A 20,869-nucleotide genomic window follows, 5' to 3' on the forward strand; every position below is an offset into this window, starting at 1 on the left:
AACATCAATCCTCTGGTTTTCCTGCCCCGCGTGTTTTGGGCGCCCCCAGCTGCGCTATACTCCCCTCTAGAAGTGTTCCTGATTCGATAGGAGACTACATGTCCAAAGCACTCGACCCCAAAGACACCTGCGTCCTCGTTACCGGTGGCGCCGGCTTTATCGGCTCGCACACCGTCGTTCAACTGCTCGAGGGTGGCTACCAGGTCGTCATCGTCGATGATCTCTCCAACTCCAGCGCCGTCGCCGTCGACCGCGTCAAGACCATCGTGGGCGACGAGGCCGCCAAGAACCTCACCTTCTACGAGGCCAACGTGCTCGACCGCGATGCGATGAACAAGATCTTCGATACCCATCAGATCGACCGCGTCATCCACTTTGCCGGCTTTAAGGCCGTCGGCGAGTCGGTGAGTAAGCCCGTCGAGTACTACCACAACAACATCGAGAACACCCTGGTGCTCATCGACGTCATGCGCAACCATGGCTGCAAGTCCATCATCTTCTCGAGCTCCTCGACCGTCTACGGCGACCCGGACAACCCGCCCGTCACCGAGGAAGACCCCAAGAAGCCCGCAACCAACCCCTATGGCTGGACCAAGTGGATGATCGAGCAGATCCTTATGGACGTCCACACCGCCGACCCCGAGTGGGACATCGTGCTGCTCCGTTACTTCAACCCCATCGGCGCTCATCCGTCGGGCCTGATCGGCGAGGACCCCAAGGGCATCCCCAACAACCTGGTACCCTATGTCGCCCAGGTCGCCGTGGGCAAGCTCGAGGCCGTTCAGGTCTTTGGCAACGACTACCCCACCCCCGACGGCACCGGCGTGCGCGACTACATCCACGTGTGCGATCTGGCCTCTGGTCACGTTGCCGCCCTTAACTGGATGAACGGCAAGACCGGCGTCGAGATCTTTAACCTGGGCACCGGCACCGGCACCTCGGTACTCGAGGTCGTCGCCGCCTTCTCCAAGGCTTGTGGCAAGGAGCTGCCCTACGTGATCCGCGAGCGCCGCGCCGGCGACATCGCTGCCAACTGGTGCGATGCCTCCAAGGCCGAGCGTATGATGGGCTGGAAGGCCCAGTACGACATCGCGGACATGTGCCGCGATAGCTGGAACTGGCAGAGCCACAACCCCAACGGCTTCGCCGACGCCGAGTAGCAAAAACCTACATACCGTTCTTGCCCCGATCTCACGTTGTTAGGTCGGGGCTTTTTCATGGCATGTAGCCATTCGCCGAAAATCGACCAACTTTTTTATCTTGCCTGTACATGTTTAAACAACATGTTTTACAATAGGCGTATCGAATCAGAACATCGGAGGCGGACTGCATACCCATCGGCAGGCCGACCCCACAACAAGAAGGTTGGTGAGCGCATTCATGGAGCGTGCAAGCGGCGTCCTCATGCCCGTCTCATCTCTGCCCGGACCATACGGAATCGGCGGCTTTGGCTGGAATGCCTACGACTTCGTCGATTTTCTCGCCTCGTGCAAACAACATTACTGGCAGATTCTGCCCCTTACGACGACCAGCTATGGCGATTCGCCCTATCAGTCGTTCTCGGCCCGCGCAGGCAACCCCAACTTTATCGACTTTGCCGAGCTTATCGAGGCAGGGTATCTGGAGCAGCGCGATATCGATGGCGTGTATCTGGGATCCGACCCCAGCAATGTCGACTACGGTGCTATCTTTGGCGGCCGCCGTCAGATTCTCGACCGCGCCGCCGAGCGCTTTGCTGCCGACAAGCCGGCCGATTTCGATGACTTTATCCAGGCCAACGAGGACTGGCTCATCCCCTACTGTGAGTTCATGACCGTCAAAGAGGAGTGCGGTCTCAAGGCGTTTTGGGAGTGGCCCGCGGAGCTCCGCACCCGCGGTGAGGCTTCTGCCAAGGTCTGCGCCGACCATCCGGCGCGTATGCTCTACCACCAGATGACGCAGTACTTCTTCGATCGCCAGTGGAGCCGCCTCAAGGCCTATGCCAACGAGCGCGACATTCTCATCATCGGCGACCTGCCTATCTATGTCTCGCGTGACTCCGTCGAGATGTGGGCGACACCCGAGCTCTTTAAGATCGACGCCGCCGGCAATCCCGTGAGCGTCGCTGGCACGCCGCCCGACCAGTTCTCGGCCACCGGCCAGTACTGGGGCAACCCCATCTACGACTGGGACGCCATGGAGTCCGACGGCTTCTCCTGGTGGGAGGGCCGCATTCGCGCCGCCCTCGACATGTACGACGTCATCCGCCTGGATCACTTCCGCGGCTTCGAGGCCTATTGGGAGGTGCCGTTCTCCTCGCCCGATTCGTCCTACGGTTCGTGGACGCAGGGTCCCGGCCTCAAGTTCTTCAAGACGCTCGAGGAAAAGCTCGGCACGCTGCCCATCATCGCCGAGGACCTGGGTTTCCTCACCCCCGGCGTCATCGACATGCGCGACAACTCGGGTTTCCCCGGCATGAAGATCCTGCAGTTTGCCTTTGAGGGCACCAACTCGTACTACCTGCCGCATAACTACATCGCCAACACCGTCGCCTATGTGGGCACCCACGACAACGAGACGGCGCGCGGCTGGTTTGAGGGAACGGCCACCCCGCGTCAGCGCGAGCAGGCAGCCCTGTACACCCATCAGCAGGCCGGCGAACCCATGGCAGATGCACTCAATCGCACCATCGCCGCCAGCGTGAGCGACACGTGCATCTACACCATGCAGAACCTGCTTAACCTGGGCAATGAGGCGCGCATCAACACCCCTGCCACCCTGGGCGGCAACTGGACCTGGCGCATGCTCGACGGCGCCATCACCCGCGAGCTCGAGCACAAACTCACCGACTGGACCGAGACCTACTTCCGCATCCCGTCGGAAGCCGAAATCGAGCTTCCTCAATAGGAGCTACTGCGCCCGACCCCTCCCCACCGTGCGGACGCGCTTGCTTTTCCCGCGCGAGGCCACCCCAATCCCCTCGCGCGGGATTCTTTTGAATTTCTGACATGTAGTCAACTCACCACAGGAGGAAACATGCCCCGCATCAATCTCGCGGATCTAGCCGAGCAGTCCTTTGGAACTTCGCTCGAGCAACTCGATGACCGCCGCATTTACAAACTGCTGGTCAAGCTCGTGCAGGAGCGCTCTGCCGCCTGCCCGCTCAACAACGGCAAGAAAAAGCTCTATTACATTTCCGCCGAATTTTTGATCGGCAAGCTGCTCATCAACAACATGATCGACCTCGGCATCTACGACGAGGTTAAGGACCAGCTCACCGCCGCAGGCCACGACCTCAACAAGATCGAGGAGTTCGAGGTCGAGCCTTCGCTCGGCAACGGCGGCCTGGGCCGCCTGGCCGCGTGCTTCTTGGATTCCATCGCCACGCTGGGCCTTACCGGCGACGGCGTGGGTCTCAACTACCATTACGGCCTGTTCCGCCAGCGCTTTGTCGACAACCAGCAGAAGGCCGTCCCCGACGAGTGGCTCGGCGAGCAGGACATCCTGCTCGATGACGACCGCTCATATACCGTCGAGTTCGGTGATTTTGCCGTTACTTCCAAGCTCGTCAACATCGATGTGCCCGGTTACGGCCAGCCCACCAAGAACCGCCTGCGTCTGTTTGACCTGGCAAGTGTTGACGACGGCCTGGTCCCCGGCAGCTCCATCGACTTCGACAAGACCGAAATCGCCAAGAACCTCACCTTGTTCCTCTACCCGGATGATTCCGACGAACAGGGCCGCCTACTTCGCATCTACCAGGAATACTTCATGGTGAGCAACGCCGCCCAGCTCCTGATCGACGAGGCCATCGAGCGCGGCAGCAATCTGCACGACCTGGCCGACTACGCCGTGGTCCAGATTAACGACACGCACCCCACCATGGTCATCCCCGAGCTCATCCGCCTGCTCACCACCAAGCACGACATCGAGTTTGACGAGGCCGTTGCCATCGTGCGCTCCATGGTCGCCTACACTAACCACACGATTCTTGCCGAGGCGCTCGAGAAGTGGCCGCTCACCAGCCTGCAGAAGGTCTCCCCTGCCATCGCCGACATCATCGTCAAGCTCGACGAGGTCGCCAAGGCCGAGCACGACGACCCGCGTGTCGCCATCATCGACGAGCACGACACCGTCCACATGGCCCACATGGACATTCACTTTGGCTTCTCCATCAATGGCGTCGCCGCACTCCACACCAAAATCCTGGAGGATACCGAGCTTCATCCGTTCTACGAGATCTATCCCGAGAAGTTCTCCAACAAGACCAACGGCATCACCTTCCGCCGTTGGATCCATGGCGCCAACCCCGCGCTCGCCAGCCTGCTCGACGATGTAATCGGCACCGATTGGCGCAGCACCGGCGACCTGAGCAAGCTTGCCGAGTTCGTTGACGACAAAGGTGTTCTTGAGCGCTTGGCTGCCACCAAGACCGAGGCCAAGGCCATCATGCGCGAGTTTATGGCGCTCGAGCAGGGTGTGACCATTCCCTCCAACGCCATCATCGATGTTCAGGTCAAGCGTATCCACGAGTACAAGCGCCAGCAGATGCTCGCGCTCTACATCATCTGGAAGTATCTCGACATCAAGAACGGCAATAAGCCTAAGCACCCCGTCACCATCATCTTTGGCGGCAAGGCGGCCCCTGCCTACACCATCGCCCAAGACATCATTCATCTAATCCTGACGCTGTCCCAGTGGATAACAAACGACCCCGACGTGGCCCCCTACCTGCAGGTTGTCATGATCGAGAACTATAACGTCACCGCTGCCGAGCGCGTGATCCCCGCCGCCGACATCTCCGAGCAGATCAGCCTGGCCTCCAAAGAGGCGAGCGGAACCTCCAACATGAAGTTCATGCTCAACGGCGCCCTAACCCTGTGCACGCTCGACGGTGCCAACGTGGAGATTGCCGAGCTCGTGGGCGACGAGAACATCTATACCTTTGGCGCCTCTTCCAAACAGGTCGAGCAGCTCTATGCCAACGGCACCTATGACGCCGGTGTGCTCTACCGCAAGCCCGGCATTAAACTGCTGGTGGACTTCATCACCAACCCGGCCTTTATGGCGACCGGCAATGCCGAGCGCCTGCAGCGCCTGCACGACGACATTAAGGGCAAGGACTGGTTTATGGCCCTGCTCGACATTGAGGAGTACATCCAGACCAAGGAGCGCGTGCTGGCCGACTACGAGGACCAGGACGCCTGGATGCGCAAGGCGCTCATCAATATCGCCAACGCCGGCACCTTCTCGTCCGACCGTACGATCTCCCAGTACAACGACGAGATCTGGCACCTGAGCTAGCTCATTCCCCTTACCCATCCTCTTGAGAAACGGAGTCGTGGCAACACGGCTCCGTTTTTTGTGCCCGCACGTTACCCTGTGATCCGACTCGGCCAAACAATCTCGATCCGTAGCAATTACTCAACCAAAACGGTCCCAGCCGTTACAGATTGAGACATACCGGCCCCTCCCCTTGGGTTTATCTCAATCTGTAACATCTAGCAGGTGTAATTCGCCTTTGGTGTTACAGATTTAGATGAAATGGTTGGCACAGCGGAACCGTCTCGATCTGTAACATCTAACGTCCGAAATCGGCCCTACCGGTTACAGATCAAGACAAACTGACAGACGGAAAGCCCCAACACAAAGAAAGGCTCCCCTCTCGCCCAGTGGACAGGAGGGGAGCCTTATATGTGACCACGGCAAAAGGATGGCAAAGCCGCAGTCGCCCAAAGGGAGGGCCTGGATGCACCGGGCCTAGATAAGGTTCTTGCCAGACACCTTATCGAAGAGATGAGTCGCGTTCTTCTCGAACTTGAACCAGATGGGGTCGCCAGCCTTGAGCGCGCCCTTGGCCTCAAGGTCGACAACGGGAATGATCAGGACGAACTGGCCATCGGGAGCAGTCACGTGGACATGCTCGGTCGAACCCATGAGCTCGGTCACCTCGACGGTGCCCTGGAGCGCACCCTCCTCGCCCTTGTCGGCAAGCAGGATCTGCTCGGGGCGCACGCCGGCCGTGATCTCCTTCACGTCGCCGCCGTCCCAGTTGAGAGCAAGCTGAGCGCAGGTCTCGGGGGCCAGCGCGACATTCATGTCGTCGGTCTTGACGGTAAAGCCGTTGCCCGAGCGCACCAGCTGGGCATCGAAGAAGTTCATCTGCGGCACGCCGATAAAGCCGGCGACGAAGATGTTCGCGGGATGGTTGAAGACCTCCTGCGGGGTGGCGATCTGCTGGACGACGCCGTCCTTCATGACCACGATGCGATCGCCGAGGGTCATAGCCTCGGTCTGGTCGTGAGTAACGTAGATGAACGTGCCCTTGATCTCGTGACGCAGCTTAATGAGCTCGGCACGCATCTGGTTACGAAGCTTGGCATCCAGGTTGGACAGCGGCTCGTCCATCAGGAAGACCTTGGGGTCACGCACGATGGCGCGGCCGATGGCGACGCGCTGGCGCTGGCCGCCCGAAAGCGCCTTGGGCTTACGGTCGAGGTACTCGGTAATACCCAGGATCTCAGCAGCGGAGCGAACCTTACGGTCGATCTCGTCCTTGGGGACCTTCTTGAGCTCGAGCGTAAACGCCATGTTCTCGTACACCGTCATATTGGGATACAGAGCATAGCTCTGGAACACCATGGCGATGTCGCGGTCCTTGGGAGCGACGTCGTTGACGCGCTTGCCATCGATGAGCACATCGCCCGAGGTGATGTCCTCCAGGCCGGCGATCATGCGCATCGTCGTGGACTTACCGCAGCCAGAGGGGCCAACGAGGACGATGAACTCCTGGTCGTGAACGGTGAGGTTGAAGTCCTCTACAGCAAGCACACCGTCCTCGGTAACCTTAAGGTTGTGCTTCTTCTCCTCGGTCTTCTTCTTTTTGCCAAAGAAGCCCTTCTTTTTTGACTCGTTGTTGGGATACACCTTCTGAACATGTTTGAGAACGATCTCGGCCATGTCTTTACCTTTCGATACGCGGCGCCGCGCTGAGGGGCGCCGCCAAAACTTGCAAAACAGTTACGGCATCAGCCCTTGACGGCACCTGCCACAACGCCGTCAATGATGTACTTCTGGCAGAAGATGTACATGATGACGATGGGGATGACGACCATCATGATGCATGCCATCATGGGGCCGAGCTCGACGTGGCCATAGCCGCCACGGAAGTACTGGATCAAGATAGGAATGGTCTTGTACTTGGTGGAGTCGAGCGTAAGGTAGGGCAGCAGATAGTCGTTCCAGACCCACATGGTCTCAAGGATACCGACCGAAAGATAGGTGGGCTTCATAATGGGAAGGACGATCTTAAAGAACACCTGGACCGGGTTGCAGCCGTCGATCATGGCCGCTTCCTCAATCTCGAGCGGGATGTTCTTGACAAAGCCGGCGAACATAAAGACCGCCAGGCCCGCGCCAAAGCCGAGGTAGATAAAGCAGATGTTAAACGGCGTGTTGAAGCCGATGCGGTCCGCCAAATTGGACAGCGTGAACATGAGCATCTGGAAGGGCACGACCATCGAGAAGACGAACAGGTAATAGAAGAAGTTCGAGATCTTGCTGTTGACGCGCACTACGTACCAAGCACACATGGAGCAGCACACCAGAATCAGCACGACCGACGTGACCGTGATGATGAGCGAGTACATAAATGCCGAGGCAAAGCCCTGCTCGTTCAGAGCGTGCATGTAGTTTGCGAGGCCGTTGAACGTCTCGGGCGTGAGCAGATCGAACGCCGTGGTGGTGCTGATTGCGGTCGCTTTCTTAAAGGAATTGAGTGCAATCATGAACACGGGGTAGATCCATGCGAGCGACAGAATCGTAAAGAAGATCGAGAGCGCGCGGTTGATAGCCTTATCGCGTTTCATTACTGCTGCACCTCCTTGGACCTCGTGGCCTTAAGCTGGATCATAGAAATAGCAACGACCAGGATGCAGAAGATAACTGCCTTGGCCTGACCGATGCCCTGCCATGCGATGCCAGCACGCGAATAGAACGTGTTATAGATGTTCAGGGCGAGCATCTCGGTGGAGTGCGCCGGGGCGCCACCGGTAAGGGCGAGGTTCTGGTCGAACAGCTTAAAGCCGTTGGTGATGGACAGGAACAGGCAGATGGTGATGGTCGGCATCAGGTTGGGGATCTTAACCTTCCAAAACGTCTGCCATGCCGTAGCGCCATCGACCTTGGCGGCCTCGATGTAGTCAGACGGAATGGACTGCAGACCGGCGATGTAGATGATCATCATGTAGCCGACCTGTTGCCACAGGGTCAGGATGATAAGGCCCCAGAAGCCAGCGGCGGAGTTGAGGGCGATAAGCTGGGCACCCACGTTGGAGAGCAGGCAGTTGATCAGAATCTGCCAAATGTAACCCAGTACAATGCCGCCAATCAGGTTAGGCATAAAGAAAATCGTACGGAAGATGTTGGTGCCCTTGAGCGCCTTGCGAGTGAGCGCCTGCGCAATGGCCAGCGCGATCACGTTGATGAGCACCGTCGACAGGAAGGCAAACGCCACGGTAAAGAAGAACGACGTGGAGAACTGCGGGTCGGTCAGTGCGCGCGCGTAGTTCTCGATACCGACAAAGTGCGCGTTATTGATGGTAATAAACTGGCAGAACGAGAGATAGAAACCCTGGATAAAGGGAATCACGAACCCGATCATAAACGCCAGGCACGTGGGCAGCATAAAGAGCGGCCACCAGCGCTTGAGTGCTTTGCCCATAGAAGGGTCCTTTCAATATGCAGGGGGCGGGCAAACCTACGTCTGCCCGCCCCCTGTCGCTAATCAGATAGCTTGGGCAGCAACTGCTTACTCGGAAGCAGCCTTCTCGGTCTTCCAGCCATCGACGAAGGCGTTCTTGACGCCGTCCCACTTGGTGTTATCGGCAGCGTAGGCAATCAGAGCCTGCTTGAGGTTCTTCTTCCACTCCTCAGAGGGGATGTAAACGAAGTCCCAAGCGACGGTCTTCTTGCCGTCCTTGGCCATGGCAACGGCCTGCTGCGAGAAGACGTTGGTGGTCTCCTTAGCGCTCTTGAACGGGGCAGTCAGACCCATCTTGTCAGCGATGATGCTGGTGGCGGTGTCAGAAGTGACGCACCAATACATGAAGTCCTCGGTGGCCTTCTGGGCATCCTCGGAAGCCTGGGAGCTGACGCACCAGTAGTTCTCGCCGCCGGAGCACAGGCCCTGGTTCTCCTCGCCGTCGACACCGATGTAGATGGGCATCATGCCAATCTGATCGTCGGTCATGCCGGCCTTGGTGAGGTCAGCGTAGGCCCAAGAACCGTTCTGATAGAAGACGGCCTTGCCGGTTGCGAACTCGTTGGTGGCGTCGTCGCCGGTCTTGGAGGCAAGCTGCGAAGGATCGCAGGTGGAGTCGGTGATGTACAGGTCGAAAATCTGCTTGAAGTTGTCGAGATACTCGCCCTTGATCTCGTCGTCCTCCTGGTTGTGCTCCTTCTCGAACTCGTAGTAGAGCGGGAGGTTGGCGAGGTGGGTGGTGTAGCGCCAGCTGGAGGAGTCATCCATGCCGGCGGAAGTAAAGGCGCCCTCAATGCCGAGCTCGTCCTTGCGGGCCTGGATGTCATCGGCGCAAGCCTTTAGCTTGTCGAAGGAGTTGATGTCCTCGGCCTTGTAGCCAGCCTTCTCGAGGAGCTCCTTGTTGTAGATGATGCCGTAGCTCTCCTGAACCCAGTCGATACCCAGATCCTTGCCGTCGGACTGCAGAGCCAGGGAGTCGTCGATGAGCTCGCCGCGGAGCTTGGTGTCGGACAGATCGGCGCAGTAATCCTTCCAGTTCTTAAGACCGGTGGGGCCGTTGACCTGGAACAGCGTCGGAGCGGAGCTCTTGGACATCTCGGACTTGAGCTTCTCCTCGTAGGTGTTGGAGGCGGCGGTCACGATCTTGACCTCGACGCCCTTCTCCTTCTTGTACGCCTTGGCGATCTCCTTCCACTCCTTGTCGACCTCGGGCTTGAACTGGAGGAAGTAGACCTCGGCAGCGTCACCAGAAGCAGAGGAGCCAGAGCCGGCAGAACCACCGCAGCCCACGAGGCCCAGACCAAGAACCGCAGCCGCGGAACCAGCAAAGCCCAGGAACTGCCTTCTGCTCATTTCGTTCTTCATTACAATCCACCCTTTCACACCGTGGCGGCACCCTTTGCCGCCGCCTTCGGAGATTGGCTCGGGGACTTTGCCCCTTTTGCTGATTTGTACAATACGCTATTTGGCTAGTTGTTTGAACAAGTATTACTAGAGCGGTAGAAAAACTTCGGTGAACGGTAATTTCGACTTGATACTTGACAAGTTTTGTATAAACAATTATTTGTTATCGAATGCAGAGAAAACGCCCGGTCAAGCCGATGCATCGTCGGTTTGACCGGGCGTTTTCTCTTTGAGGGCATGAGTCTCGTCAGGCTGCGAGCTAGCCGGCTATCGCTTGGAGTTGACGCGGTAGTGGAAGATCTCAGGATGCGTGCGGGCATGCGTGACCTCGAACAAGATGCCGTCCGATGTGTACGACTGGCTCTCCATAACGGCGACGCAGTTGTACTTGCCAAGGTCCAAGTAGCTGCAGTCCTCATCGTTGGCAAGCTCGACGCTCACCGTACGGCGGCTCGCCATCACTTTGACGCCACGCTTGTGCTCCAGATAGTCGTAGATAGAGCTTGCCGCAATCTCGGGGGTCAGGCCCTTGGCGATCGACTCCAAAAAGTAGCCGTGGTCCACCTGGCGAGCACTGCCGTTGAGGCTTCGGACACGCACTACACGAATCAGCTCCTCGCCCACCTTAAAGCCCAGGCGACGAGAAAGTTGCTCAGTGCAAATCAAATGTTCAAAAGACTTGACCTCGGTCGATGCGACGGCATTGTTGCGTTTTGCGAACTCGCCAAACGACTCAACCTCTTCGAGTGCGCCCAGCATGTCGGTTTCGCCCTTAAGCCAAATAACGCGCACGCCCTTACCGTGTATAGGCTGCACAAACATCTGGTCGGCCAGCATGCTCAAGGCGCGACGGACGGTATTGCGCGTGCAGCCAAACTCCGCGGTCAACTCAGCTTCGGTTGGCAGCATCTCCTGAAACGCATAGGTCCCGTTGATGATGCGCGAACGGATCTCGCGGTAGATTCCTTCGTAAATCGCTTTTGGCATGATTTCACCTCTAATGAATATGTATGGCTAGGCACGATAGCATTTCTTTGGGTTGTTTAAACCGTCTATCGGCAAAGCACCGATTATTAACTGTCAACGGCGCCCGTGATGCTCCAATCGATTCGAATCAAAACCGTCAATGCGGCAAGCAGCCAGTCCTCTACAATGAGTTCATTGTTTAAACGTTCTTGCTCGCACAGCATGTTGCATCCGGAAGGCATATTATGCTGCAGAAAATCCAACGTTTTGGCGGAGCCATGTTCGCGCCCGCCATGCTGTTTTCTATATCAGGCCTCATGGTCGGCATCTCCGCCCTCGCCACGACCGTAGACATCGTCGGTGACCTCGCCGTATACGGAACCCCTTGGTACGTTTTCTGGACCATCATCCAGCGCGGCTCGTGGACGGTCTTTAAACGTCTCCCGCTCCTTTTTGCCGTAGCGCTGCCTATCGGTCTTGCCCAAAAGCAACCGGCGCGCTGCTGCCTCGAGGCACTCGTGGCCTATTTTGCCTATTGCTTCTTTTTGAGCGAGATCATTAAGCTGAGCGGCGACAACCTTGGGCTTAAGTACCCATCATCTTTGACCCCCGCCAGCGGTATCACCGTCATCGACGGCATCAAGACGCTCGACACCGGCATTATCGGCCCGCTGGCGGTGTCGGCAACCGTCGTCGCCATCCATGACCACTTCTACGATGCCAAGGTTCCCGATTGGCTCGGCACCTTCTCGGGTTCCTCGCTGGTCTACCTCATCAGCTTTTTTGCCGTGTTTGCCCTTGCCGGCATCTCGGCCGCCATCGTGCCCTTCGCATACGCTGTGACCGAAACGCTGCGCCACGCACTTGCGGGCGTCGGCCCCTTCGGCGTGGGCATCTTTGTGTTTTTGGAGCGAGCGCTCGAGCCCATGGGGCTGCACCATCTGCTCTATATGCCCATCTATTACGACAATCTGGTCATTCACGACGGTATTTACGCCACGTGGACCAACCTGCTCCCCATTCTCTCCCATAGCACGCGCCCTTTAAATGAACTTGCGCCCTGGGCAGGTTTTACCGCCACCGGCTGGGGCAAGCTCTTTGGCCTTCCCGCCATCGCGGCAGCATTCTATTTCACCGCCAAACCCGAACGCCGCGCCGGCCTTAAGGTCATCCTTTTGCCCGCCATCGTCGCCTCGGTGGTCTGCGGCGTCACCGAGCCGCTCGAGTTTCTCTTTATGTTCACCTATCCCGGACTCTTTTTGCTCTACGCCGTCCTATCCTCCTGCCTTGCCATGACCATGAACTTCTTTGGCATCGTCGGCATCTTCTCGGGCGGTCTCATGGAAATGACGGCCTTCAACTTCATCCCACTCATGCGAATGCATGCCGGCTCCTACCTTTTGGCGCTCGGTATCGGTCTTGCCTTTAGCCTCATCTTTTTTGTTAGTTTTCGAGCACTCATCTTGGTCTATGACCTTAAGACGCCGGGCCGCGAGGATCATGTCTCCAATCGCGCGGCAATCGATCGTTTAACGGGAAGCGGCTTTGCCAAAGAGCAATCTCCCAATGGCGAGGTCAGTATTCAATCCGATCAAGATCATGTCCTCGCTGAGCGGGTAATTCAGCTTTTAGGTGGCGTTGGCAATATCGTGGGCGCAACCAACTGCGCCACGCGCCTGCGCGTCGAGGTCGCAGACCCTTCCATCGTTGCAGATAATGCGTCGTTTGTCGCGGTGGGCGCCAAGGGCCTCATCATTACGGGCAAGACCGCCCAGGTGATTATCGGCATCTCCGTTCCCCGCGTTAAAGAGCATTTTGACCAGATCATGGGCCTCGAGCCGGGATTTGCGCCCACCACCTCGGCCTCCTCTGCCGCCGGCCCAACCCACAAGCACGGCGATATCTGCTTCTTCGACATCGACGGTACGCTCGCCTGGCAAGATCCCAGACTTGCCCAGGAGCTTCCCGAAGACGAGCGCGATCTGTCCCCCTATCCCAACGAGGCGGTTTCGCAGGCAATCCGCGAGTTTGTCGCCAACGGCAACATGGCCTTTATCTGCACGGGACGCACCCTGAGCTGCATCCACCCCAAACTTCTTGAGCTGCCGTGGACCGGCATCGTCTGTCTTGCGGGCGGTTACGCCGAGATCAACGGACGCGCAATTCGCGATCTGTCGATGACGCCCGGCATGCTGCAGCGCCTTGCCCCCTATCTTGAGCAGTCGGGCGAGGTCATCCGCTTTGAGGGCCTCAACGGCGTCGTGCGCATGAGTGCCGATGCCCCCGATGCCCCCGGATACGCGCGCACCCTGGGCGACGCAGTCACGCAGCTGCAACATTACAGTGCCTACAAGATCTTGATGTCTACATCGCTCGCCAGCCGCATCGCTCAAGATAAGGCACTTGAGCCGCTGCTGTGCTTTAACGAGCTCGAACTCGAGGTAACCGAAATCTCGCCCCGCGAATGCACGAAGCGCGGGGGCATCCAGTCTGTACTCGACGCCCTCGATCCCCACCACGGAACCGTATACGGCATCGGCGACGCCAGCAATGACGTCTCGCTGATGAACGCCGTCGATGTCGGTATCGCCATGGGCAATGCGCCGGACTATCTCAAAAAGCGCGCCGACTACATCACCGACTCGGTCGACAAAGATGGCGTCGTCAAGGCGCTCGAGCACTTTAGGCTTATATAAGCAGCCGGCACGCGCACACGTCCCGTTTCCCCAAATCGCCAAAACAGACGCGCCGGCAACTCCAATGTGGCAATATGGTATCTGCACACCGCAACGATGCAACCTAAGAAAGAATGCGAGAACCCGTGTCCAGTCCGTTTACCAGCTTTTTAGCCCAGCACTTTGACCAGATCAACGACTATCTGGCCACGTTCTTTGACGGACAGGCGACCTCTGCCGATATCGAGCGCTACCTGTATACCCCGCTCTCGGCATTTACCGCCAATGCCGGCAAGCGCCACCGCCCGCTCATCTGCATGCTCGCCGCCACCGCAGTGGGCGGCAGCTTTGAGAGCGCCCGCAGCGCCGCGGCAGCTATCGAGCATTTCCAGTCGGGCGCGCTCATCCACGACGATATCGCCGACAACGGACAGCTGCGCCGCGGCAAGCCCTGCATGCACCTCACCGAGGGCACGGGCCTTGCCATCAATTGTGGCGACCTGGCGCTCACCATGGTCACCAAGACGGTTCTCGACGACCCCACGCTTGAGGCAGACGTAAAGTTGCGCGTACTCCACGAGCTCACCGAGATGATCGTCCGCACCATCGAGGGTCAGGCACTCGACCTGGGTTGGGTCCGTGACGGGCGCTTTGATATCTCGGTTGATGACTACCTGGACATGGCGACGCACAAGACCGCGTTTTACAGCGGAGCCACGCCGCTTGCCGCCGGAGCCATTATCGGCGGCGGCAGCGATGAGCAAATCGAAGCGCTGCGCGCCTTTGGCCTGCACACGGGCCTTGCCTTCCAGATTCAAGATGATCTGCTCAACTTGATCGGTACCAAAGAGGCCGCCAACAAGGACTTCCGTACCGATATCACCGAGGGTAAGCGCACGCTCGTTGCCGTGCACGCCCTGTCTGATGAGCGCTATCACGATGAGATTGAAGCGATCCTCTCCTCGGGCACCGAGGACCCCGCGCAGCTCGCGCGCGCCGTGGAAATCTTCCAGGAGACCGGCTCTATCGATTACGCCCACGCCTACGCGCTGGACCTGACCGCTAAAGCCAAGGCCGCCATCGAGGACGTTTCGCTCGACCCGCATGCACGCGAACTGTTCCTCTCCATGGCAGATTTCTTTGTGGAGCGCCTTAACTAGCGGGGGTTATAAAACCTGTCAGCAGCGTATTTGGGTACAACTTGCTACACTGTTGAGTGCATGTTTATGCATCCCTTTGCGTTGTCTATCCGACACACGCTCAAATAGTACGAATGGTACGCCGAAAGGGGTTCGTTCATGGAACCTATTACAACGGGCATGCAGGGAGCAGCCGTCGAGGACGTCCAGTCCCGCCTTCTGCAGCTCGGCTATACAATCGATGACACCGAGGTTGCCGACAAGCGCTTTGGCACCACCACCGAACAGGCTGTTGGCACCTTTAGGCTCGATAGCGGCCTTGCCGCTGGCTGTGCCGTCGATATCCCCTGCTGGAGCGCCCTGGTCGACGCCTCGTATAAGCTGGGCGACCGCACGCTCTATCTGCGCATGCCCAATTTCCATGGCGCCGACGTGCAGGCCCTGCAGCGCGCGCTCAACGTTTTGGGCTTTGCCTGTGGCGAGGACGATGGCTACTTTGGCCCTCACACCGAGGCGGCCCTTCAGCAGTTCCAGGAAAACGTCGGTCTGTTTGCCGACGGTATGGCTTTCCAGGATACCTACGCCTACATCAACCGCCTGCACCACGTATGGGAGGGTAAACCTTCGGTGACCGAGGCCGAATCGCGCATCGGCTTTGCCCGCGCGGCCAACGTACTCGAACGTTTCCAGATTGCCGTCATCGGCGAGGACCCTATCGCGCGCAGCGTAGCATCGCGCATGTGGAACATCGCCACGGCGACGACCGACAACAGCGGTATGATGCTTTGCGATTCCGAGGTTCCGACCGACGTTGACCTGGTGCTCGAGATCGCAAGCGACGAGCTGCCCGCAAATGCAGCGCCGCGCGCCACGATTGCCCTCGCCGAGTGCCACAACCTGGCCCAGCGCATCCGCACCGCCAATGTCGCCGCACAGCAAAAGCCGGCACGCATCCGCATTGAGCTCACCGGCATGACGCGCTACAACGGCACCTTCACTGCCAGCGACGCCCAGACGCTCGCGGTACGCCTGCTCGATGGCGTTTGCGATGCCCTCGCAGATTAGGTAAACTAAACGAGTTGCTTTTGGGCAACACCCATACTGGGACGTAGTTCAACGGTAGAACTCCGGTTTTTGGTGCCGGCTGTTGGGGGTTCGAATCCCTCCGTCCCAGCCATTAAAACTGAGCGCCCTGAGCCCATAACGGCCCAGGGTGCTTTCTTGTGGGCATGCGGAGGGATTCGAACCCGCAAGGCAACACAACTTCTCGTCCAGCACGGGAAAATCCACCTTCAAAAGACAGGCGCCCCAAGCCCATTAGGACCAAGAGCGCCTTACATCTAGAAAATATCAGCCCAGTTCCGAAAAGCGAGCCGCATGCAACAACCAAGTGACCATAGGTCCCGGGAGAGCGGGGACACCGGCTTAGGTTTATCGCGAGTTCCGCACGAACAGGAGGCCACTTAATGTGGCCTCCGTCGTGAGCAGGACTGTAGAGCAGGAAACCTAAGCCGGTGTCCCCGCTCTCCCGGGACCGGCGGAATTTAATTGTTCAGCATGCGGTCGAAGCTTCCCGAGTCGCCATCCCGATAGTCGGCGGTCATCAGAATCTCCTGCGGAATTCGTCCGCCCTCGCGCAGCACGTTGCGGAACTGCACGCGCGTAACCATGGGCAGATCCTTAATCGTCGCCGCCAGATTCTGCGGCACGCCCTGGTTGGCAGCCGCGGGCTCGCACTCGCCACCGGCCTTCACGCGACGCTTATGCTCGGTAAGCATGGCGCGATACATGCCGGCATGCAGGCGAATCTCAACAACGTTGGCGTTGCGGGCCTGCTCGACGATGCGTGCACCCTCTCGATCGATATCGCCCACGTAGTAGACATAGCTAAAGCGATAGCCGATCTCGGCCAGATAATCATCCAGTGCGTGCGAGACGCTCGCCTTGCAGCCGCCGCCAAAGATTACGCCGCCCACCTTGGTACCAAAGAGCTTGGCATGTTTACGTCCGCGCAGAAGCTTGACGATTTCGTCGTAGGTATCCAGGTTCTCGACCATAATGAACGGCTTGTCGGCGCCCAGCGTAAAGAAGCCCGTAAAGTGCACCGGACGGTTGGGGGCGACCTTGATCGCCTGCATGCTGATGCCCTTTTCGGTCATACGCCTGATCAGGCGCTCGCCATGCTTGCCGTCAAAAGCTTTTTCGTCATTGAAGATCTGGTAGGCGCGCTGGCGGCGCGAGGCAACCGGCGTATCGGCACCGCGGTTTTGCTCGACCCAAGCCTGAATGATCGCGATTTCCTCGGCAATCTTGCGATTGGACATCTCGTTGTGCTGAGCGCGCTGCGGCGTCTTTTTACCGTCCTTGCCTTCAACCCTTACAATCTGGGTCTGCTGCTCCTTAATTTTGGAGAGCGCCGTGGGCGTGGGGACAACCTTGAGCAGCTGCCTGCCCAGAACGCGGGCCAGGGCAAACGCCGAAACCTCGCCATGGGTAGTCGACTCAGTCTGCTGGGCAGCCGTATCTGCTGCGGCAAACTCGGGCTTCTTCTGAGACTTGCGCCTAGAATCTCCTTGGGCATTGCACTCACGTTTCGAAGTAGACGTCTGCTTCTGCGAACGCTCGGGCTTGCCCTCCTTCGCCGGCTGACGCTTGGGCTGCCTCATCGGAGCATCCACCTTCGCATCTTCGTCGCGCGGCGCTACATTCTCGGCGGCATCCTGAGCGTTAGAGCTGCGACCGCCACGATGACGACGGCGGCGAGGCCTGCTCGAAGTACCCTCCCCCGTCTGTTCAGCCGCAGGTTGCTGGCCCTGAGTCTCCGTATCGGAAGCAGTCTGCTCATCAACAGGCTTCTGTTCACGGACTTCCGGCTCGGCAGGCTTCACGACCTTCTCGGCCCGCGCCTCCGGAACCTGATTGACCTTCTCCTGACGCTTTACAGGGTACGCGCGACCTGCGAAGCCGCGACCGGGACGACACGAGTCTGAGGCCTTCTTGGCCGGCTTCTCGGAATCGTCCGCAACCTCGGCAGCCTCTTCGGCATCGCGCACAACGTCCTGCTGTGCAGCCTTAAAATGCGCACCGCGACGACGCTTGGGCTCTTGGGCCTCCACGGGCTTTTGCTCCTTCGCGGGCTTCTGCGGCTCGGCGACAGGCTCGTTCTCAACAACCTCGGTAACGGCCCCATCCTTTTGAGCCACAGCACGACGGAAGCGTTCTTGTTGGGCGCGGCGCTGAGCATCACGCTTTCCGCCTCCGCCAAAACCGCCTCGACCCGCCTTGGCGGTAAAGGCACGCACGACATGCTCATCGAGCAACTCGTCAGTATCGATATGCTCACGCGGGGCATCTGCTTCCGCAGCAGGCACCTCAGCGGAATCCTCGACAGGTTGTTCCTGGGCATCATGAATCTCGGCATTGATGGTATAGAACGCCGGGCGGCCGTTAATGCCGCTGCCCTCGATCTTGGTCACGATCTTTGCCGCGATAAGCTCATCGCGCATCGCCTTGGTATCGCACTCCTTATCCACGGAGCGGAAAATCTGTGCCAGCGCGCTCGACTTGATCTTGAGTGCCTTGCGGCAGAGCAGGTCGTAGGCAACCAGCTTGGCCCGCTCGGCAGAAAGCGACGTTTGTCCGCTCAGACGCTCAGCCAGAGCATCGACATTTTGTTGGTTATCGGAATATACCGTCTTGGCCACGGGGCCCCTTTCATATGCACACATATACGTCCATATGGTACAACGCGCGCCGCCATCCACGCAAAACATCTGCGAGAACACCCCGACATCACCCGTCTTTACAAAAAAGGCCGGGCCCGCGTTCTGCGGACCCGGCCTTTCCGAGTCATAGAGATGGAAGATCCAATCCGTCCGATCGGCTAAGCCTTGGCGGCCTCAGCGTCGGCAGGAGCCTCGGCGGCAGCAGCGCGACCATACTCGGCCTTGCCCATCTCGGACCACTCGGGCTCCTCGTCGGGCATGGAGCCGGCCTCCTTGCCGAAGAACTCCTTGAGGCAGTTGACGGCAACGATGAGGCCCAGGACCATCAGCAGGACGGCAAAGACGAGCTGCAGGCCCTTGGTGGCGGCGACGGAGACGGCAGCCGTGGTGGCGGTAGCCGGGATGGTACCGAAGAAGCCAAACTGCTGGACAGCGGTCATGCAGCCCATGGCGCTCTGTACCAGCGAGGTAAAGGTGCAGCAGAGCAGGAAGACGACGGGCACGTAGAGCATCCAACCCTTGCGGCCGGTGCACTTGCAGAACACGGCGAGGGTGATCATGGTCATACCGCCGAGCAGCTGGTTGGAAGCACCAAAGAGCGGCCAGATGTTGGCATAGCCACCAAAAGCGAGGGCGAGACCAGGAAGCAGCGTGACAACCGTGGCGAACCAGGGGTTGCCGAGGACCTTCATGTAGCCGGCCTTGGACTCGATGGCCAGGGCGTCGTTGGTCTGGGCAAAGAACTCAGAGAACGAAGTGCGGGCGATGCGGGCGACGGCGTCGAGCGAGGTCAGGGCCAGAGCGGAGACGTTCATGGTCATGAAGACAGTAGCGAGCGTGCCGTCAACACCGAAGGCCTGCATACCGCGGGAGATGCCAGCGGCGAAAATCTGGAACGGGGTGGAAGCGACACCGGCGTTGAGGGCGCCAGTACCGGCGGTATTCATATCGGAGAACATGATGCCGGCGACGATGATGGCAAGGATGCCGACGAAGGACTCGACGATCATGGCGCCGTAACCGACCTTGACGGCGTCCTGCTCCTTCTCGACCTGCTTAGAGGAGGTACCGGAAGAAACGAGGCTGTGGAAACCGGAGAGAGCACCGCAAGCAACGGAGACAAACAGGACCGGGAACATCATGCCGGAGGCAGTGGAGAAGCCGGTAAAGACCGGAGCGGTGATAGTGGCCTGACCGTTGACGCCCAGGACGACGATGCCGAGGACAGCGCAGACGATCATGACGATCATCATGATGGAAGTGAGGTAGTCACGCGGGGTCTTGAGCATCTGGATGGGCATAGCGCCAGCGAAGACCAGGTAGACCATGACGACGGCGAACCACTGGAACTTATCCAGGTAGACCGGGAACTGCATACCGACGGCGAACATGAGTACCATGAGGACCACGCCGGTGACGAACTCGGCAGCGCCGGTGAGGTTGAACTTCTTCTGGGCCCAACCAAAGGCGATAGCGACGAAAGTGAACAGGATGGAGATGGTACCAGCGCAGCCGGCGGCATAGGACTTGGTGAAGTCGACGGCACCGGTAGCAGCGCCAGAAGCGTCAACGGCCGGGGTGAACATGAACGTCTTGCAGACCATGTCGGTGAAGGCGGCGATGACGATGATGCAGAACAGCCAGCAGAACAGCAGGAACAGGCGACGGCCGGTCTTGCCGATGTACTTCTCGATGAGCTGAGCGAGCGACTTGCCGTTGTTCTTCATCGAAGCGTACAGGGCACCAAAGTCGTGGACGGCGCCAAAGAAGATGCCGCCGACGAGGACCCAGAGCACGACGGGCAGCCAGCCAAAGGCCATGGCGACGATCGTACCCGTGACAGGGCCGGCACCGCAGATCGAGCTGAACTGGTGCGAGAACGCGGTGAAGGCGGAGACGGGCGAGAAGCTGTTGCCGTCCTTCATACGCTTGGCCGGCGTGAGGGCCTCTTTGTCAACGCCCCACTTGTTGGCCAGCCATCGGCCATAGCCCAGATAGCCGCAGGCGAGCACCGCCGCGGCCACAACCATGAGCAAAACTCCGTTCATTACATTTCCTCCTCTAAAAAGAACTACTCAGACATAAAAAATGAGGGCCGTCGGTTGCGCTCGACGGCCCTCATCTTCATCAGCCGCCCGTTATCGTACGGGCTAGCTGTATGTGCTAACCCGCATCAGATAATTACTACGCTGATAATGTTTAGCTGATGCGTGAACATGT

At 58.8% G+C, this 20,869-nt stretch carries 13 protein-coding genes and 1 tRNA gene; 7 read left to right on the forward strand and 7 right to left on the reverse strand.

The features are described 5' to 3' along the window. The first annotated feature begins 98 nt into the window (after positions 1-98). The 3 genes from galE to glgP all read left to right on the forward strand — a co-directional run bounded on the left by galE (position 99) and on the right by glgP (position 5,283). On the forward strand, positions 99-1,160 hold the full coding sequence (gene galE / locus ACEXKH_RS08385) for a UDP-glucose 4-epimerase GalE (RefSeq protein WP_373573766.1): 1,062 nt from the start codon (positions 99-101) through the stop codon (positions 1,158-1,160). Between the two features lie 208 nt (positions 1,161-1,368). After that, a complete protein-coding gene (malQ, locus tag ACEXKH_RS08390; protein WP_373573767.1) occupies positions 1,369-2,886 on the forward strand; it encodes a 4-alpha-glucanotransferase in 1,518 nt (505 codons plus the stop codon). Positions 2,887-3,015: 129 nt separating this feature from the next. After that, positions 3,016-5,283: a glycogen/starch/alpha-glucan family phosphorylase gene (gene glgP, locus ACEXKH_RS08395; RefSeq protein ID WP_373573768.1), complete on the forward strand. Its 2,268-nt coding sequence runs from the start codon at positions 3,016-3,018 to the stop codon at positions 5,281-5,283. A 456-nt stretch (positions 5,284-5,739) separates the two neighbouring features. Here glgP and ACEXKH_RS08400 read toward each other — a convergent pair whose 3' ends face one another. From ACEXKH_RS08400 to ACEXKH_RS08420, 5 genes are all read right to left on the reverse strand, one after another. Next, a complete protein-coding gene (locus ACEXKH_RS08400; RefSeq protein ID WP_118256844.1) occupies positions 5,740-6,939 on the reverse strand; it encodes an ABC transporter ATP-binding protein in 1,200 nt (399 codons plus the stop codon). Positions 6,940-7,007: 68 nt separating this feature from the next. Beyond that, positions 7,008-7,847, reverse strand: coding sequence for a carbohydrate ABC transporter permease (locus ACEXKH_RS08405; RefSeq protein WP_373573769.1), 840 nt, complete (start codon positions 7,845-7,847; stop codon positions 7,008-7,010). Further along, positions 7,847-8,701: a carbohydrate ABC transporter permease gene (locus ACEXKH_RS08410; RefSeq protein WP_373573770.1), complete on the reverse strand. Its 855-nt coding sequence runs from the start codon at positions 8,699-8,701 to the stop codon at positions 7,847-7,849. Before ACEXKH_RS08410 ends, ACEXKH_RS08405 begins: the two co-directional genes overlap by 1 nt. 87 nt (positions 8,702-8,788) lie before the next feature. Beyond that, positions 8,789-10,105, reverse strand: a complete 1,317-nt coding sequence (locus ACEXKH_RS08415; protein ID WP_373573771.1) for an ABC transporter substrate-binding protein — start codon at positions 10,103-10,105, stop codon at positions 8,789-8,791. A gap of 306 nt (positions 10,106-10,411) precedes the next feature. Further along, positions 10,412-11,131 carry a GntR family transcriptional regulator gene (locus tag ACEXKH_RS08420; RefSeq protein ID WP_117776883.1) on the reverse strand — a complete coding sequence of 240 codons (720 nt, stop codon included), beginning with the start codon at positions 11,129-11,131 and terminating at the stop codon, positions 10,412-10,414. Positions 11,132-11,355: 224 nt separating this feature from the next. Between ACEXKH_RS08420 and ACEXKH_RS08425 the strand changes: the two genes are divergently transcribed. The 4 genes from ACEXKH_RS08425 to ACEXKH_RS08440 all read left to right on the forward strand — a co-directional run bounded on the left by ACEXKH_RS08425 (position 11,356) and on the right by ACEXKH_RS08440 (position 16,101). Beyond that, complete coding sequence (locus ACEXKH_RS08425; protein ID WP_373573772.1) at positions 11,356-13,806, forward strand: PTS transporter subunit EIIC; 2,451 nt, start codon at positions 11,356-11,358, stop codon at positions 13,804-13,806. A 125-nt stretch (positions 13,807-13,931) separates the two neighbouring features. After that, positions 13,932-14,945, forward strand: a complete 1,014-nt coding sequence (locus tag ACEXKH_RS08430) for a polyprenyl synthetase family protein (protein WP_373573773.1) — start codon at positions 13,932-13,934, stop codon at positions 14,943-14,945. Between the two features lie 138 nt (positions 14,946-15,083). Further along, a complete protein-coding gene (locus tag ACEXKH_RS08435) occupies positions 15,084-15,989 on the forward strand; it encodes a peptidoglycan-binding domain-containing protein (RefSeq protein ID WP_373573774.1) in 906 nt (301 codons plus the stop codon). A 37-nt stretch (positions 15,990-16,026) separates the two neighbouring features. Next, positions 16,027-16,101 (forward strand) — tRNA-Gln (locus ACEXKH_RS08440). 367 nt (positions 16,102-16,468) lie between these two features. Here ACEXKH_RS08440 and ACEXKH_RS08445 read toward each other — a convergent pair. Both ACEXKH_RS08445 and ACEXKH_RS08450 read right to left on the reverse strand, forming a co-directional pair. Beyond that, positions 16,469-18,628 carry a hypothetical protein gene (locus tag ACEXKH_RS08445; protein ID WP_373573775.1) on the reverse strand — a complete coding sequence of 720 codons (2,160 nt, stop codon included), beginning with the start codon at positions 18,626-18,628 and terminating at the stop codon, positions 16,469-16,471. 179 nt (positions 18,629-18,807) lie between these two features. Then, entirely contained in the window at positions 18,808-20,697 is a 1,890-nt protein-coding gene (locus ACEXKH_RS08450; protein WP_373573776.1) for a carbon starvation CstA family protein, read from the reverse strand. Between the last annotated feature and the right edge of the window lie 172 nt (positions 20,698-20,869).

The sequence above is a fragment of the Collinsella aerofaciens ATCC 25986 genome (assembly GCF_964259375.1).
GTDB lineage: Bacteria > Actinomycetota > Coriobacteriia > Coriobacteriales > Coriobacteriaceae > Collinsella > Collinsella aerofaciens_BO.

Excerpts from the sequence above, each read along its gene's own strand:
- ACEXKH_RS08415 (WP_373573771.1), bottom strand. The coding sequence starts at position 10,105 with ATGAAGAACGAAATGAGCAGAAGGCAGTTCCTGGGCTTTGCTGGTTCC.
- galE (WP_373573766.1), top strand. The coding sequence starts at position 99 with ATGTCCAAAGCACTCGACCCCAAAGACACCTGCGTCCTCGTTACCGGT.
- ACEXKH_RS08435 (WP_373573774.1), top strand. The coding sequence starts at position 15,084 with ATGGAACCTATTACAACGGGCATGCAGGGAGCAGCCGTCGAGGACGTC.
- ACEXKH_RS08450 (WP_373573776.1), bottom strand. The coding sequence starts at position 20,697 with ATGAACGGAGTTTTGCTCATGGTTGTGGCCGCGGCGGTGCTCGCCTGC.
- glgP (WP_373573768.1), top strand. The coding sequence starts at position 3,016 with ATGCCCCGCATCAATCTCGCGGATCTAGCCGAGCAGTCCTTTGGAACT.
- ACEXKH_RS08400 (WP_118256844.1), bottom strand. The coding sequence starts at position 6,939 with ATGGCCGAGATCGTTCTCAAACATGTTCAGAAGGTGTATCCCAACAAC.
- ACEXKH_RS08405 (WP_373573769.1), bottom strand. The coding sequence starts at position 7,847 with ATGAAACGCGATAAGGCTATCAACCGCGCGCTCTCGATCTTCTTTACG.
- ACEXKH_RS08425 (WP_373573772.1), top strand. The coding sequence starts at position 11,356 with ATGCTGCAGAAAATCCAACGTTTTGGCGGAGCCATGTTCGCGCCCGCC.
- ACEXKH_RS08410 (WP_373573770.1), bottom strand. The coding sequence starts at position 8,701 with ATGGGCAAAGCACTCAAGCGCTGGTGGCCGCTCTTTATGCTGCCCACG.
- ACEXKH_RS08420 (WP_117776883.1), bottom strand. The coding sequence starts at position 11,131 with ATGCCAAAAGCGATTTACGAAGGAATCTACCGCGAGATCCGTTCGCGC.